The 15,285-nt window shown below is 62.8% G+C and carries 13 protein-coding genes, 1 tRNA gene and 1 pseudogene; 6 read left to right on the forward strand and 9 right to left on the reverse strand.

Going from position 1 to position 15,285, the window contains the following annotated elements; all coding sequences use genetic code 11:
* Window positions 1-79 precede the first annotated feature (79 nt).
* From LDL28_RS07410 to LDL28_RS07425, 4 genes and pseudogenes are all read right to left on the reverse strand, one after another.
* Window positions 80-2,257, reverse strand: a complete 2,178-nt coding sequence (locus tag LDL28_RS07410) for an EAL domain-containing protein (RefSeq protein ID WP_233059226.1) — start codon at window positions 2,255-2,257, stop codon at window positions 80-82.
* Window positions 2,258-2,334: 77 nt separating this feature from the next.
* A complete protein-coding gene (locus LDL28_RS07415) occupies window positions 2,335-3,264 on the reverse strand; it encodes an EAL domain-containing protein (RefSeq protein WP_370636369.1) in 930 nt (309 codons plus the stop codon).
* A gap of 33 nt (window positions 3,265-3,297) precedes the next feature.
* Window positions 3,298-4,457 (reverse strand): annotated as a pseudogene (locus LDL28_RS07420) (diguanylate cyclase domain-containing protein); the annotation flags it as partial.
* A 396-nt stretch (window positions 4,458-4,853) separates the two neighbouring features.
* Entirely contained in the window at window positions 4,854-5,411 is a 558-nt protein-coding gene (locus LDL28_RS07425) for a cytochrome b (RefSeq protein ID WP_233057975.1), read from the reverse strand.
* 304 nt (window positions 5,412-5,715) lie between these two features.
* Between LDL28_RS07425 and LDL28_RS07430 the strand changes: the two genes are divergently transcribed.
* Window positions 5,716-6,234 carry a hypothetical protein gene (locus LDL28_RS07430; protein WP_233057976.1) on the forward strand — a complete coding sequence of 173 codons (519 nt, stop codon included), beginning with the start codon at window positions 5,716-5,718 and terminating at the stop codon, window positions 6,232-6,234.
* Between the two features lie 49 nt (window positions 6,235-6,283).
* On the opposite strand, the gene LDL28_RS07435 is transcribed toward LDL28_RS07430, so the two are convergent.
* Together LDL28_RS07435 and LDL28_RS07440 are read right to left on the reverse strand one after the other, a co-directional pair.
* Window positions 6,284-7,288, reverse strand: a complete 1,005-nt coding sequence (locus LDL28_RS07435) for a ferritin-like domain-containing protein (RefSeq protein WP_233057977.1) — start codon at window positions 7,286-7,288, stop codon at window positions 6,284-6,286.
* A gap of 210 nt (window positions 7,289-7,498) precedes the next feature.
* On the reverse strand, window positions 7,499-8,173 hold the full coding sequence (locus LDL28_RS07440; RefSeq protein ID WP_233059227.1) for an ATP-dependent Clp protease proteolytic subunit: 675 nt from the start codon (window positions 8,171-8,173) through the stop codon (window positions 7,499-7,501).
* 283 nt (window positions 8,174-8,456) lie between these two features.
* Here LDL28_RS07440 and LDL28_RS07445 point away from each other — a divergent pair, with 283 nt between their 5' ends.
* From LDL28_RS07445 to LDL28_RS07465, 5 genes are all read left to right on the forward strand, one after another.
* Window positions 8,457-9,386 (forward strand): hypothetical protein, encoded by a 930-nt coding sequence (locus LDL28_RS07445; RefSeq protein WP_233057978.1) that lies wholly within the window; start codon window positions 8,457-8,459, stop codon window positions 9,384-9,386.
* Window positions 9,387-9,474: 88 nt separating this feature from the next.
* Window positions 9,475-10,716 carry an LL-diaminopimelate aminotransferase gene (locus tag LDL28_RS07450; RefSeq protein ID WP_233057979.1) on the forward strand — a complete coding sequence of 414 codons (1,242 nt, stop codon included), beginning with the start codon at window positions 9,475-9,477 and terminating at the stop codon, window positions 10,714-10,716.
* 26 nt (window positions 10,717-10,742) lie between these two features.
* Window positions 10,743-12,080: a homoserine dehydrogenase gene (locus LDL28_RS07455; RefSeq protein WP_233057980.1), complete on the forward strand. Its 1,338-nt coding sequence runs from the start codon at window positions 10,743-10,745 to the stop codon at window positions 12,078-12,080.
* 27 nt (window positions 12,081-12,107) lie between these two features.
* Complete coding sequence (gene recJ, locus LDL28_RS07460) at window positions 12,108-13,958, forward strand: single-stranded-DNA-specific exonuclease RecJ (protein WP_233057981.1); 1,851 nt, start codon at window positions 12,108-12,110, stop codon at window positions 13,956-13,958.
* Between the two features lie 67 nt (window positions 13,959-14,025).
* Window positions 14,026-14,101 (forward strand) — tRNA-Glu (locus LDL28_RS07465).
* Between the two features lie 138 nt (window positions 14,102-14,239).
* Here the strand turns inward: LDL28_RS07465 and LDL28_RS07470 are convergent.
* The 3 genes from LDL28_RS07470 to LDL28_RS15705 all read right to left on the reverse strand — a co-directional run bounded on the left by LDL28_RS07470 (window position 14,240) and on the right by LDL28_RS15705 (window position 15,073).
* Window positions 14,240-14,386, reverse strand: a complete 147-nt coding sequence (locus tag LDL28_RS07470) for a hypothetical protein (RefSeq protein WP_233057982.1) — start codon at window positions 14,384-14,386, stop codon at window positions 14,240-14,242.
* Window positions 14,387-14,499: 113 nt separating this feature from the next.
* A complete protein-coding gene (locus LDL28_RS07475) occupies window positions 14,500-14,883 on the reverse strand; it encodes a hypothetical protein (RefSeq protein ID WP_233057983.1) in 384 nt (127 codons plus the stop codon).
* Entirely contained in the window at window positions 14,855-15,073 is a 219-nt protein-coding gene (locus LDL28_RS15705; protein ID WP_370636273.1) for an RNase A-like domain-containing protein, read from the reverse strand. Before LDL28_RS15705 ends, LDL28_RS07475 begins: the two co-directional genes overlap by 29 nt.
* Window positions 15,074-15,285 lie beyond the last annotated feature (212 nt).

The following is a 15,285-nucleotide window of genomic DNA, read 5'->3' on the forward strand; positions in this document are numbered from 1 at the left end:
GAGGAATGCCACCTTTTTGAAAAAAGGCGGCACCCAAAAACTTCCGTTACCTATCAATGGATTATGCTGAAGAAATGTCTTAGGGTTGGGACGTAGGCAGCGGGTCGGGACGCCAGGGGTGTGGCTGGCGCGACCAGGCCAGCATGTCCTGGGGTGTCATTGGCCGGGCGAACAGATAACCCTGCGCCACGTCGCAGTTCAGGCCCTGAAGCAGCTTGAGCTGCTCCTCCGTCTCGACCCCCTCGGTCACGACCGTCATGTTCAGCCGGTTGCCAATGCCGATGACGGCGGTGGTCACCGCCTGAGCATTGGCATCCTGTTCCAGATTCATGATGAAGCTGCGGTCAATCTTGATTTCGGTCAGCGGCAGGCGCGTCAGGCGCGACAGTGATGAATAGCCCGTACCGAAATCATCCATCGACAGGCCAACGCCCAGACTGCGGATCGCGGCCAGTCCTTTCATCGTTTCCTCGTTCTCGCCCATCATGACGCTTTCCGTTATTTCAACGGTCAGGCGCCTGGGCTCGACGCCGTGCTCGCGCAGGATACGCTCGATCAGGACCGGCAGATCCCGGTTGCAGAAATGGACCGCCGACAGGTTGACCGACACGGCGGGAACATACAGCCCTTCCCCGTCCCACCGGACGATCTGGCTGACCGCTTCCTCCAGCGACCACGCGCCGATGGTCTCGATCTGCCCGGTATCCTCCGCCACGGCAATGAAGCGGGAGGGATAGATGTTGCCCAGCGTGGGATGGTTCCACCGCGACAGGGCCTCCGCCCCGTACAGCTTATTGGTCCGGATATCGACCTGCGGCTGGTAATGCAGGTTCAAAAGCCCCCGCGCCAGCGAATCACGCAGGGCCGACCCCAGCAGGAGCCGGTCTTCCGCCGCACGGTTATCCGCCGTGCTGGAGACGCAGTACCCCCCGCGCCCCGCCTTCTTGCACCGGCGCATGGCGCTTTCGGCATGACTGAGCAGGGACTGACCATCAGGACCGTTTTCAGGGAAGATGCTGATCCCGATGCCCAGCGATACAACCAGCAGGTTCCCCGCGATCTCGACCGGCTCCTGCATGCCCTTGATCAGACGGTCCGCGAAGATCACGGCGCGCGCCTCATTGGTGTCGGGCAGCACGATGACGAATTCGTCCGCCCCCGAGCGGCTGAGGATATAATTGGAGCGCGACAGGGTCTTGAGCCGCTGGGCAATGGCCTTGAGAAAGGCATCGCCGTTCATGTGGCCCAATGTGTCGTTAATATCGCGGAAGCGGTCGATATCGACCATGAAGATCGCGAAATTATTATCCCCCGGCAGGTCGATCATCGACCTGATGACCTTGTGAACGGCGGAACGGTTGAGGAACCCGGTCAGCGAATCATAATTCGCGAGCTGCGAGATATGCTGTTGCGCCTCATAATTCTCGATCACCACGCCGCAGAACGAGACGGAGCCGGTCACGATCTTCTGTGGCCAGTCGCTCAGTTGGTACTGATTGCGTGAATAGAGGGCGAAAATGCCCGATATCCGGCCATTGCGTGACTTGATGGCCGAAGCCCAGCAGTTATGCAGACCCAGCGAAATGCCAAGCGAACTGTAGCTGTCCCACACGATGCGCCCCACCGCCAGCGGATCGCGGGCGATGGTGGCAAGATCATCCTCGCTCAGCACCACATTCTCAAGGGCCGTGGCGTAATGGCGCGGCAGGCCCGGACCCGACAGGATGCGCAGGCGGTTGTTATCACCCAGCAGGATGATGACCGCCACCGTGTTCGGTACGAAGCTTTCCACCTCACGGCAGACCAGATCGGCCACATCCGGGATCACCATGTCGTTCGAAATGGCTTCGAACACCGTATTCTGCAGGTCGTGCAGCTTGCGGCGGTGGCTTTCCTCGGTCACGCCCTTCATGATGGCCATGTAGTAGCGTTTCTTATCCGGCCCCAGCACGGCGGTCGAGATCGACATTTCGCCCGAAATGTGGTCTCCGGCCTTGTTCTCGAAGGTCACCTCGCGCGATGTGCCGACAATCCGGTCCTTGCCGGTCTCGCGGTTCCTGTCGATATAGCTGTCATGCTCATGGCGATAGACCGAGGGCACAAGGCGGTTGACATTCTCGCCCAGCACTTCGCTTTCGGTATAGCCCCACAGCTTTTCCGCCGCCGGATTGAAGAAAACCACCTCGTTACGCTCATTGATGATCACAACGCCATCAGTGGCCTGCTCAAGCAGTTCAAGGCTGACATCCGCCGTCATCCCCAGTTCCCGGCCTGCGCGCTTTCTGTCCTTCCTCCTGGGTGTTTCGGGCGGCGTGGTCGCGTCCTCATACTGCTTCATAGGATTCCAGAGCTCTCAAATCGCGGAACAAAATAGGCGGAAGAATAAAATCGGCGGCTTTTCTGCCCGGCAAGGCCGCGCGGGGAGTCCGCCGCACCCACGGGACGGGCCGCCAGGGCCACGATGCCATTGCCGGGGGGGCCGATCAGGTAACCCTGCCCTTCATCGCACCCTTCGGAATAGGCCAGGGCCAACTGGTCGCCCGTTTCGATTCCCTGAACCAGAACCGACATATGCAGGACATGACCGGCGATTGTCACGGCACGGACCAGTTCCGCCACTTTCGGGTCGGTCGCGACCTGCTGCATGACCAGACGGTCAAGCTTGATCTTGTCAAACGGGAAATCACACAATGCGGAGAGGACGGACCCCTTCCCGCCAAACTGGTCCAGCGCGAAACGGACGCCAAGGGCATGCACCTTCTGCGCCATGCCCAGCGCGCGCACCCGGTCGCGCTGCACGGTTTCCTCCGTGATCTCGATGACAAGGCGGCTGGCCGGCAGCCCCGTGCGCGCAAGAACCGCCTTCACGGTCCCGGCAAAGCCGGGTTCGAGAAACTGCGAGGCCGACATGTTGACCGCGACGCAGATATTGCCTTCCCACCCGGCGGCCGTCCGGCAGGCCTGCTCCAGCACCCATTCGCCAAGCTGGATGATCAGGCCGTTCTCATCGGCCAGGTCAAGGATTTCCAGTGGGGGAACATGGCCACGGGTGGGATGGTCCCACCGCAGAAGCGCCTCGTAACCCGAGACCTCGCCGGTCGCGACCACGGTCTGGACCTGATAGTGCAGGGAAAGCTGGCGCGTCGCCATGGCCTGTTTCAGATCGTCGCCCAACGCGCGGCGTTCACGTATGTTCTGGTCGAGCGAGCTTTCGTAAAACCATACGGTCTGGTGCAGGTCGTTCTTGGCGCGGTACATCGCCATGTCGGCACGCGAGATCAGGGTTTCGCTGTCTGTCGCATCAATGGGGTAAACCGCCACGCCGATGCTGCCCCCGCTCGTGACCATATAGTCGGCAATCGGGATGGGCTGGTTCAATGCCTGCTGGATACGCGCGACAAAACCATGCAGTTCGCTGTCATCCACCATGCGGTGGAGGGCGACGAATTCATCCCCCCCAGACGGGCGACGAACTCCCCCTCCCCCAGCAGCGCGCGGAACCGTTCCGCCAGGGTGACCAGAACGGTATCGCCCGCGGCATGGCCACGGGTATCGTTGATCTCCTTGAACTTGTTGAGATCGATGCCGATGATGGCGAAGGGCCTGTCGTTCTGGTCGGTCCGGGACACTTCCTCGGCCAGCCGCTCGTTGAAGCTTATGCGGTTGGGCAGTCCGGTCAGCGCGTCCGACATCGCCATGCGATGCAGTTCACCATATGATTCCCGGCGCAGGCTGCCATCAATGATATAGCTGGCGATGCCGGTAATGATGGTCAGCAGCGAACCGCCCAGCACCGCGAAGCCGATCATCTGGAACTGCTGGTTGTCGTGCATCATGGCCATGGAGGGCCGCATGACGACATGCATGGCCGCCATGCCGGTAAAATGCAGCCCCGCCACCGCGCCGGACATCGCCAGCGTCATTTCAATCTCGCGCCGCAGGGTGCCGGGTTGCAGCGCCAGCTTCAGCGCCACGGCGGACAGCCCGACCCCGATCAGGATGGACAGCGCCACGAGCGGCATGTTCCACGCCACCGGCGCATCCAGCCGGTAGGCCTCCATGCCGGTGTAATGCATGCCCGCGATGCCCAGCCCCAGGATCGCCCCCCCGATCAGGCAGCCGCCACGTCCGCACAGCCTGATGGCCGCCGCCACCGCGCAGGGTATGGCCACAAAAATAACCAGCAGCGATAGCGCGGTCCTGATCGGGGCGAGATGCCCCGCCGCGCTGGAATGATAGGCCAGCATGCTGGCGAAATGTGTGCACCAGACAAAGGTGGAGCCGGCCACGGCCGCCATCAGGTACCACCCGACACGCTGGCCGCCATGCGTTTCGGATATACGGGCAACCAGCCGCATGGTCACCCACGCGCCCGTTATACAGACAATAAATGCACCGATCAAAAGGAAGGGGCTGTAGACCTTCAGTTCATAGACAGGATTGCTCATAGATTCCATTTTGAACGATCAATACCATCCGATTACTGACAGAACACAGGTATATAACTGGCTCCACATGCAGGAATGCGGAAAAAACATCTGGCATCAACCGCGCACAGCAGGGGCGTTCCAATAAGTTGATCAGCGGATTATTTGCGTTGGCTGATATTAAACCAACAATAATAAACACCTAAATGAGATGCAACAGAAAACATACATGTATGTTTTCTATATATCCCCGCGCTCAATCCCAATTATGTGAATATGCAAATGACCCTGCCTATATGACTGACAGGACGGGATAAATTACCTATTATAGGTTTGTATTCCTACTCTATACTTTATAACACACCGTCCCTCGCCGGTCCATTCGCGGTTTCCGGTTACAATACTCAATAGGTATATCGTCCACCCTTACGGTAACATGCGCTGAAAAACCTGATCACGACAGAACAGAAGATGGTAAAACCCGGCGCAGGCATGAAACAGCGCCACCCAGAACAGCATCCACGCACCCCAGTGATGGAGCCACGAAAAAAAGTGGTGTGTTTCATGCGTCATGGCAGGAAACGGGGAATTGATGGGCACGCCAAAGGCGATCACGGGGTGCCCGCTGGACCAGCGTGCCATGTAGCCAAGCGCGATCTCGGCCGCCAGCAGCACATAAAGCAGGTGATGGACGCCACGCGCGGCCCGGTCCTGAACCGTCACGGCGGGGAAACGGATCGCCCGTCCCCCCGTCACCCCCCAGGCCACGCGCGTAATGAACACGGCGGCCAGCAAGACCCCCAGCGATGTATGCGTCACCACCATGAAAGGCCGGAGTGCCGCGGTGCGCGCCATGAAATGCCAGCCGATCTGGCCCACGACAAACTGCTCGACCACCAGCGCAGCCGTGATCCAGTGCAGCCAGCGGGTCTCCCAGCTGTAATGGGTCGGTGCGGGGGACGCGATGGGAGAAATTACGCTCATTCCGATCACCTATACTCCACGAAACCAGATCGCCAGGGCCGGGAAGAACGCGCGACATCCGGAACCAGCCATATTGTTGCAAAAACCGCCCTATCTGACCATCCGGTTTCTCACCCATGCCCGCGCGGCGTGGGCCATTGCGCATGCAGCACCCCGGTCCATGCGGCCCGACCTGCCACGCGGCAGGCGCGCAGGTGCCATGGCCCCATGGAACATCATGCCCGGCATGCGGTTGTCATGACACCGAACGGAGCGCACAGTCTGCCCAGTCCGCCCCGGTAGATGTCTTGATGGAGAATGAGAGATGACCACGCTCGCCACCCTTCCGCTGACGCAGATGATCGTGGTGCCCGACCTGCTGGCAGCAAAAGTCGGGACCGTGATGCTGGCCTCGGAAATTTCGCGCGATGACCAGAAACTCGTCATCCGCAGCCGCCTCGTATCGAACGAGGGGATCCGGCCCGGCCTGATCCTGATGACATCGAGCATGCGCGGCTATTTCGCCCCGGATCAGGACTGCACGGAATTCGTGCGCACCGCCATTGACGTGACGGAAGTCATGCCGCCGTTGCTGGTCAAGATCGTGCCGGGCTTTCGCTATAAATATGACGCGGTCGTGCGGGGCGACATCTGGCAGCTCAAGGACGACGCGGGCAACCAGTTCGCCGGGCTCGCCATCGGGTCGGACGAGGAAGAGAGCAAGGTTTACGGCTACGCCCGCATCGAGGGCGGGCGGATTGGCGATATCATCCCCGCCACCCGCGTCGCCTATCTGGGCCAGCTCGATTTCGGGGCCGGTCCCGTCTCGCCCACGCTGGGCTAGGAACGATGCCCCTCATCCCCCACCACAGGGGGGATGAGGGGGACGATGGTCAGGCCGCGCCGGGCTGGCTTTCCAGCATGGCGGAGTTGGGCGTGCGCTTGAGGAAGAAGCGCAGGAAACGCGCGAGGTTGGGCGCAAGCTTGGGCCGCAGCAGGCGCGCGTCGTACCCGGCGAAACGGCGCTCGTTCTCGATCAGGCACATGTCGAGCATGTCACGCAGGGGAACATCGACATTGGCGACGTCCTTGGTGCCATTCACGGTGAAGTTGTTGTCCTGCTGGTGCTTGTTCCCGTCCGCATCGAAGGTCGTGACCATGCCGATGCGCTCATAAAGCAGGAACATCCATACGCCCAGCACCCGCATCTCGAACCACGGGCGACGCCACAGCGGCAGGGTCGCGCGGTACCAGGCCAGCCAGTTGGCGAACAGCAGGATGTGACGGCATTCTTCCTGCATGACCGGCTCGAACGTCTCGATCAGCGCGGGCGGGAAGAAAGCGGATTTCCGGGCGATGGCGAACAGGCCGAAGGCGAAGAAGCTGTCCACGCATTCCGAAAAGCCGGTGACCATGTAGGCCCATTCCACATCGCGCGGTTCGATGTACGGTGGTTCGGACGCCAGCGGGATGCCGTAGGCTGCGACCATGTTGGCCAGAACCTCCTTATGGCGGTTCTCCTCCCATGCATTGCGTGAGAGGGCGTCCTTCATGTCGGGGTCTTCGACCAGGCGGGCATAGGCGGCCATGCGCAGCCGGGCCTTGCCTTCCGTCTGCACCGCGATGTCCCACACCGGCAGGGAGGTGACGCGCCGGAGCGTATCGGGATCCAGCTTCGGCCATTCGATGACCGAGGGCTTGTAGGGGTTGAAGGTGTCGCGGAACATGTCCGCAACCGCCTTTTTATGCTCCGCCGATCCGGGCTTGAGCGGGCCGGGCACGGGGCTGGACCAGTGGCGGGCGTTAAAATCGGCCTGCGCCACCGCATCCGGCGTGGCGGCACCCGGGTCCTGGGCTTCAGGCAGGCTGGTATAGATTTCAGAAAGTGATTTCGTCATATCGGCTCGCTGCTCGGAACGGTGTCACGTGGTACGCCGGCCGATGGGGCATTTATCGAAACAGCCTGACATCCCATTGCCGGTCCACTTATCATAATCAACAAGAAGTGCAGAACTGTTATCTGGAATTTAAGGGAGCCGCCAGAGGCGGCTCCCCCAAACGGAACGCCAGATATTATGAACGTGCCGAAACCTGCGCTTTGCCCTGGATCAATGAAGATCCGAGATTTTGTCGATTACGCGCGTCACCAGCCCGTATTCGATGCCCTCGGCGGCGGACATCCAGTAGTTGCGGTCCGTATCCTTGCGCACCTTGTCGTAAGGCTGGCCCGTCACATCGGCGAACAGCCGGTTGAGACGCTCGCGCATCTTGATGATTTCCCGCGCCTCGATATCGATATCGGTGGCGGGACCGCGCACGCCGCCCATGGGCTGGTGCAGCAGGAAGCGGGTGTTGGGCAGGCAGAAGCGCCGGTCCTTGTGGCCCGCCGCGAAAATAAGCGCGCCAGCGGAGGCGACCCACCCGGTTCCGATCATGTTGACCGGGGCGATCGAATCGACAAAGCGGATCATGTCGTGGATCGTGTCACCACTTTCGACATGGCCGCCGGGTGAGTTCACGTACACATCGATCGGCTTGTCCGACGTACCGGCCAGCGCGAGCAGGCGGCCGGTCACGTCACGGGCGATCTTGTCGTTGATCGGGCCGAACACCAGCACCTTGCGCTGGTCGAACAGGCGGCTTTCCAGCTCCCCTATGGGGGAGGAGAGGGTACGGTTGCGATCCGGTTCCTCGGTTTCCGGGCCCTGGGGTTCGGGGATATCGGGATCTCTCGGATCTTCGTCATCCATGCGGACACGGTGTTTCGGCTGCATGCCGTTCATCGGGTTCTCCCTTTTCTCCGGGACTGGCCTAGTCATGCCCTTATCCTGCGCCGCCTTGCGTCCGGTGCCAAGTCCCGACCTGACAATCCGGGCGCGGCAACCCCGGCGGCGGGCGCCAGCCCCCCCTCGCTAAGATCGGCATTGCGGGTTAGTTTGCCCCGGCCATGTCGTATTCAGGGCCGCAAAGGGCCACGGGAGCTAGAGATTGGAAAAACCGGCGCCATCACCAAGTCCGGAAAGATTTTTTTTTCCACCCCCCGGATTCGCCCCCGCCATCCGGGGCGTGCTGCTGGCCGTGATCGTGACGGGCGCGACCGGTTGCGCGCACCATCAGGACACGGTTGATACCGTAACCGACTGGTACCACGCGTATCAGGGCGGCGTGATCGGCCAGCAGCGGCCACCGCCGCCCGGCGCGCACCAGCCCTATCCCAAAATCGGGCTTGGCCCGCACAAGGCGCCCGAACTCCCCTCGCCCGACCTGCGTGAGGATATTACCACCGACCTCGAGGCCCAGCACGAACTCGGCCAGCGCCAGGACGCGATCATGGGGACCATGCCCTCGATCGCGGATATCCCGCCCGTACCCAGGCTTAAGGGCGGCGGCGCGCAGTCCGCATCGCTCCGGGCGGCGGATGGCGCGCCTTCGGGGGATGGTGCCGCCGCGCCGCCCACCACCGGCAGCGGCACCCGCAACCCGCCGGGCATGACCCATCAGGCCGCCCCCGTACGGGACAGCAGGGGGCAACTGGTCATGCCCGAGATCACCACCACCGTGCCCGACCAGCCCGAGGCCATACCCGCCAACCTGCCGCAGATGGCCGACGCACCGCCCGCCCTGCCCGCCATCGCCGGGATCAGCCTGCCGGACAACGCGCAGCGCGATGGCATGGACCTGCCATCCTATAACCTCGCCACGCCCGACGATGGCGATGAGATACGCTTCCTGTCCGGGTCGGACCAGATCGAACCGGGGGAGGAGGATGTGGTCAATTCCATCGTGAACGGGCGCGGCAACCGCTTCGTGATCGTGAACGGATATGGCAACGCCGCGACCGCCACGGCGGAAGGTCAGGCCACGGCGCTGAACCTGGCCCTGCTGCGCACGCGCACCCTGACCCGCCTGCTTATGGCGCGCGGGGTGCCCGCCACGCGCATTGCGGTACGCGCCCATGCCTTTGGCAATGGTGCAAGACTTGCCATCGTGCGCTAGAGTGTCGTGGCAGTCACGCCGCGCGCGGGCTGTCACGACCTGATTTTTCAACCCGGCGCACAGCTTCGCGCCCTCAACAGAGCGTCCCATGACCGAAGAATTCCATCGTATCCGCCGGCTGCCGCCCTATGTCTTCGCCGAAGTCAACAAGGCCAAGGCCCAGGCCCGAGCGCGGGGGGAGGATATTATCGATCTGGGCATGGGCAATCCCGACACCCCCACCCCGCCGCACATCGTGCAGAAGCTGGTGGAGACCGTGTCCGACCCGCGCGCGCACCGCTATTCCGTCAGCCGTGGCATTCCCGGCCTGCGCCGGGCGCTGGCGGGGTATTACGAACGCCGCTTCAACGTGAAGCTGGATCCGGAAACGGAAGTGATCGCGACCCTTGGCTCAAAGGAAGGGCTGGCCAACCTCGCCTCCGCCGTGACCAGCCCGGGCGACACCATTTTGGTACCCAACCCGTCCTACCCGATCCATCAGTTCGGCTTCATCATCGCCGGGGCGTCCGTGCGCTCGATTCCCGCCACGCCGGATGACGAGATGCTGGAGGCCCTGGACCGCGCGGTACGCCATTCCGTGCCGAAGCCCACGGCGCTGATCGTCAACTTCCCGTCCAATCCCACCGCCTACCTGGCCGATCTCGATTTCTACCGCAAACTGGTGGCCTTCGCCCGCAAGCACGAAATCTGGATCATGTCCGACCTTGCCTATGCCGAGATCTATTTTGGCGACAAGGTGCCCCCCTCCATTCTGGAGGTGCCGGGGGCGAAGGACATCGCGGTGGAGTTCACGTCCCTTTCCAAGACGTATTCCATGGCGGGCTGGCGCATGGGCTTCGCGGCGGGCAACCCGCGCCTGATCTCGGCGCTGACACGCATCAAGTCCTATCTGGATTATGGCGCGTTCACCCCCATCCAGGTCGCCGCCGTCGCCGCCCTGAGCGGCCCGCAGGACTGCGTGGCCGAAATTCGCGACATCTACCGCAAGCGCCGCGACGTGCTGATCCAGGGCCTGCACGCGGCGGGGTGGGACGTCCCCTCGCCCGAGGGGTCGATGTTCGCGTGGGCGCCGATCCCCGAACGCTTCCGCCATCTGGGCAGCGTCGATTTTTCCAAGCTGCTGCTGAAGGAGGCTGGCGTTGCCGTGGCGCCGGGCCTGGGCTTTGGGGAACATGGGGAAGGGTTCGTGCGCATCGGCCTGGTGGAAAACACGCAGCGCCTGCGCCAGGCCTGCCGTTCCATCCGCCATTTCATGACGGAACATGGCGGCATCAGCCCGACCTCGCAGCAGGCCGCCCCCCTGCATGATACCCACTCCGCCCATTCATGACGGCCCCATCGGTTGACGGAAAAGAAATGACTCCTACTTCCCACTCCACCCCCGAACCCAAGCCCCTGCGCATCGGCATTGCCGGGCTGGGCACGGTTGGCGCGGGCGTTTTCAGGCTGCTGCGCGAAAACGCGGCGCTGATCCGCGCCCGTGCGGGCCGCGAACTGGTGGTGACCGCCGTCAGCGCCCGCGACCGCACGCGTGACCGGGGGATCGACCTGTCCGGCGTGGCATGGTGCGACACGCCCGAGGAACTGGCCGCCCACCCGGATGTGGATGTCGTGGCCGAACTGATCGGCGGGGCGGAAGGCCCGGCGCGCCTGACCGTCAGCCGCGCGCTGGAAAACCGCAAGCCCGTCGTCACCGCCAACAAGGCGCTGATCGCCATTCATGGCGCGGCGCTGGCCTGCACCGCGCAGGAAGCGGGCGTGCCGCTCATGTTCGAGGCGGCGGTCGCCGGCGGCATCCCCGCCATCAAGACCGTGCGCGAAGGACTGGCGGCGGACCGTATCCTCAAGATCGGCGGCATCCTGAACGGCACGTGCAACTATATCCTGAGCGTCATGCACGAAACCGGGCGGGATTTTGCCGAAATCCTGGCCGATGCGCAGAAGCTGGGCTATGCCGAGGCCGACCCCTCCACCGATGTGGATGGAATCGACACCGCCCACAAGCTGGCGATTCTGGCGGGGCTGGCCTTCGGGCGGCCGGTGGTGTTCGCCTCCGTCTATATCGAGGGGATCCGCCGCATCGGCGCGCTGGACCTGCAGTTCGCCCGCAAGATGGGCTACCGCATCAAGCTGCTGGGCATTGCCCGCCAGCATGAAAACGGGATCGAGGCGCGGGTCCATCCCTGCCTCGTGCCGCAGGATGCGCCCATCGCGCAGGTGAACGGCGTCTTCAACGCCGTAGTGGCGGAAGGGGCCTTTGTCGGTCGCCTGATGCTCGAAGGGCGCGGCGCGGGCGAAGGGCCAACAGCCACCGCCGTCTGCGCCGACCTGATCGACATTGCCCGTGGCACGGCCATTCCCGTATGGGGCTGCGACGCGGACAGCCTGACACAGGCCGTGGCCCTGCCCAGCAAGTCGTTCACGGGCGAATATTACCTGCGCCTGAACGTGGAGGACCGCCCCGGCGTGATCGCGGACATCACCGCCGTGCTGCGTGACAATGGCGTATCCCTGCGCAGCATGCTCCAGCATGCCGATGCCCATGAAGTCCGCCCCGACGGCGCCCGCGCCGTACCCCTGGTGCTCCTGACGCACAGGACATCGGAAGCGGCGATGCAGCATGCCCTGCATCATATTGCCGAACTGTCCGCCGTGCTGGATGAACCCGTCCTGATCCGTATCGACGCGGGCTGAAGCCCGGCCATTACAGAAAGCCCGCCCATGCCCGCCGCCGACCTGCTTTCGCCCCATCCAGCCGCCCGCACCGCGCATGAGGCGGCGGAACCCGCCGTACTGGGGGTGACCCGCAGCGTGACGGGCCGCCGGTGGAACTGGCGCGAGGGCGGGCAGGCCAGCCATACCGACCGGATGGGCATGGCCATTGCCCAGCAGACCGGCCTGCCCGAGATCGTGGGGCGCATGCTGGCCCTGCGCGGTGTCGCCCCGGAAGACGTGGCCACCTACCTGACCCCGACCCTGCGGGCGCTGATGCCCGATCCATCCACCTGCGCGGACATGGACATGGCGGCGGCCCGTCTGGCCACCGCCATCCGCAATGGCGAAACGGTGGGGCTGTTCGGGGATTACGACGTGGACGGCGCGTGTTCCACCGCCCTCATGACCGATTTCCTGCGTCGTATGGGCTGCACGGTCCTGACCCACATCCCCGACCGCATGACGGAGGGCTACGGCCCCAACACGCCCGCCATCACGGCCATGATGGACCGGGGGGCCAGCCTGATCGTCTGCCTGGACTGCGGCACGGCGGCGGTGGAGGTGCTGGAATCCGTCAGCCAGCGGGGCGATGTCATTATTCTCGACCATCATCAGGTTCAGGGCGCGCTGCCGAAGGTCCTGGCCACGGTCAACCCCAACCGGCCGGACTGCTCTTCCGGCCTGCGCCATATCTGCGCGGCGGCGGTCACTTTTCTTACGGTCGTGGCCACGGCCCGCATCCTGCGGCGGGATGGGTGGTTCAACGGGTCCCGCCCCGAGCCGCAGCTTATGGACGGCCTCGATCTGGTTGCCCTTGCCACCGTATGCGACGTGATGCCGCTGGGCGGCCTGAATCGCGCCTTTGTCGCCCAGGGGCTGAAGATCATGGCGCGCAGGCAGCGCACCGGCCTTTCGGCCCTGCTGGAAGCAGCGGGGGCGCGGGATCCGCTTTCCGCCTTCACCTGCGGTTTCGCGGTGGGGCCACGCATCAATGCCGGGGGGCGTATCGCGGATTCGGGACTGGGGCTGCGTTTATTGCTCTGTGACGACGCGGCCGAGGCCCGAACGCTGGCCGAGCGCCTGAACACCGTCAACCACAACCGCCAGAGTGTCGAGGCCGGGATTCTGGACCGCGCCATGGAACTGGCGGCGCAGCAGCGCGCGCAGGGCCATGCCGTGCTGGTGCTGAGCGGGCGCGACTGGCACCCCGGCGTGGTGGGTATTGTGGCCGGGCGCATCAAGGAAAAATTCAATCGTCCCGTTCTGGTCGGCGCGGAGCTGGAGGACGGCAGCGTAAAAGGGTCCGCCCGTTCCGTGCCGGGGCAGGATCTGGGCGGGGCGATCATCGCGGCACGGCAGGCGGGCCTGCTTACCTCCGGTGGGGGCCATGCCATGGCGGCGGGTTTCGGGTTGTCGGCCGATGGCATTCCGGCCCTGCATGCGTTTCTTGACCACCATCTGGCAACCGCCGCCGACCTGCCCGATGCCGTGGACCTGACCATAGACGCGGTTGTGAACGTGGCTGCCGCCGATGTGGAACTTGCGACCAACATGGACCGTCTGGCTCCGTTTGGCGCCGGGAATGACGAACCGCTGATCGCCCTGCCCCGCGTGCGCGTGGCCTATGCCGAGCGTATTGGCCGTGAGGGCAACACCCTGCGCCTGACAGTGCAGGGCGAGGGCCGTGGCCCCCGGCTCAAGGCGCTGGTGTTCCGCGCCAGTGAAAGCCCGCTTGCCCCCGTGCTGGAGGACCGCGACGCCCCGCCGCTGCATCTGGCGGGCTGGCTGCGTGCGGAAAGCTGGAACGGGCGGACATCCGCCACTTTTTTCATACGCGATGTGGCGATCGCCCAATAATCCAATATTTTTTCATTGAGGGGTTGACCCACCCCGGCTGTCGGGATACTTACCGCTCACGCCTTTAGTCCCGTTCGTCTAGAGGCCTAGGACACCGCCCTTTCACGGCGGCAACACGGGTTCGAATCCCGTACGGGACGCCAGCTACTTTTGCCGCAGTTACCTGCGGACGTTAGCTGATTACAGGTACTTTCCTGATTTCCAGTTTGTTGGACTTTGCGCCACTCCTGAACCAGACGGGTTTCCGTCACTCAGGAATAGCTCAGTGATATCAGGCATTCTCATGAGCGAATCCCAAAAGACGAATATCGACCCCACCACACACCTCTGTCATTGCCCGCATTCCGATCCGTCGGTTGATCGAAGCCTGCTTTAAGAAAGTAATCGTCGTCCAGCGCCTCAACCTGCTCACCAGCATCATCCGCCATGCAATATCCGGGTGGAATAGGCGGCTTTATGAGGGATGCGGGAGGTCTGCTTCTGGAGTGCCTACATATGAAAGCAGACATTTCTGTATTCCATGTTGGTGAATGCCCGGCTCCTACACGTCGCGGTCAATCTCTCTTCCCGCCTGCACCTCGGGGTCACTTTCAAAAGCATGCAGGACGGCTGACCAGAATGCCCGCAGGCTTGGAAAGCTGCCCCAGTTAGGTGGTTCTTCAACATCCGCCGTGGGGTCTATACCGAGCACAGCCCAACTGACGCGATCGAGGTCCATATCGCCATAGGCCAGTAACGTCCTTAATTCGTTGACTGTCTGCTGTTTGAACGGCAGGCGAAGGCCCCGCGGCGCATCTTCAATGACCTCGAACAGTGTATCACCAAAGAGCTCAGGATCCTCGCCAAACGAACTCGCGCCCAGATCGGCTAGATGCAAAAATAGGTCGAGAATATCATTATTGGTATAGTTTAACAGTTTGGACATAGTAGATCATTCCATTGTGTTCTTTTTTGACAATTGTAACGCGCATACGTCGCGCAGTCTTGCGCTGCCGATTGGCATTCTCGATAACGACAGTCCCCCTTCCAGAAGTATATCCGTCAAGGAAGATTTTATTTCCATCTCTGGCGTTCTTGAGCCAGCCATCAATCCTGGGGCCGTTATCCTTGAGCACTTTGTGAACCGGCGTTCGATATATGCCTCGGTCGGGTCGACGTGCTTTAGCAAGACATGACCGCCTCCTTTCTTACGATCATGGAGCGGCGCCTCATGATGGTTGAGGTCAAGCCGGTTCTGTCGATGCGGTGAGAGAAGATTCTGGTTGGCAGGTGTCCGTGCCGGCTGACCGGTGCGTTGCACGACAGGCCGGTGGAAGTGCTCCGTGGT

Origin of the sequence: Komagataeibacter sp. FNDCR2 (genome assembly GCF_021295395.1) — a bacterium.
Classification (GTDB): Bacteria; Pseudomonadota; Alphaproteobacteria; order Acetobacterales; family Acetobacteraceae; genus Komagataeibacter.

Coding starts and splice junctions, on each gene's coding strand:
- LDL28_RS07430 (WP_233057976.1), top strand. CDS start 5,716: ATGACCACGCTCGCCACCCTTCCGCTGACGCAGATGATCGTGGTGCCC.
- LDL28_RS07470 (WP_233057982.1), bottom strand. CDS start 14,386: ATGGCGGATGATGCTGGTGAGCAGGTTGAGGCGCTGGACGACGATTAC.
- LDL28_RS07415 (WP_370636369.1), bottom strand. CDS start 3,264: ATGGCGATGTACCGCGCCAAGAACGACCTGCACCAGACCGTATGGTTT.
- LDL28_RS07435 (WP_233057977.1), bottom strand. CDS start 7,288: ATGACGAAATCACTTTCTGAAATCTATACCAGCCTGCCTGAAGCCCAG.
- LDL28_RS07410 (WP_233059226.1), bottom strand. CDS start 2,257: ATGACGGCGGATGTCAGCCTTGAACTGCTTGAGCAGGCCACTGATGGC.
- LDL28_RS07450 (WP_233057979.1), top strand. CDS start 9,475: ATGACCGAAGAATTCCATCGTATCCGCCGGCTGCCGCCCTATGTCTTC.
- recJ (WP_233057981.1), top strand. CDS start 12,108: ATGCCCGCCGCCGACCTGCTTTCGCCCCATCCAGCCGCCCGCACCGCG.
- LDL28_RS07425 (WP_233057975.1), bottom strand. CDS start 5,411: ATGAGCGTAATTTCTCCCATCGCGTCCCCCGCACCGACCCATTACAGC.
- LDL28_RS07455 (WP_233057980.1), top strand. CDS start 10,743: ATGACTCCTACTTCCCACTCCACCCCCGAACCCAAGCCCCTGCGCATC.
- LDL28_RS07440 (WP_233059227.1), bottom strand. CDS start 8,173: ATGAACGGCATGCAGCCGAAACACCGTGTCCGCATGGATGACGAAGAT.
- LDL28_RS07475 (WP_233057983.1), bottom strand. CDS start 14,883: ATGTCCAAACTGTTAAACTATACCAATAATGATATTCTCGACCTATTT.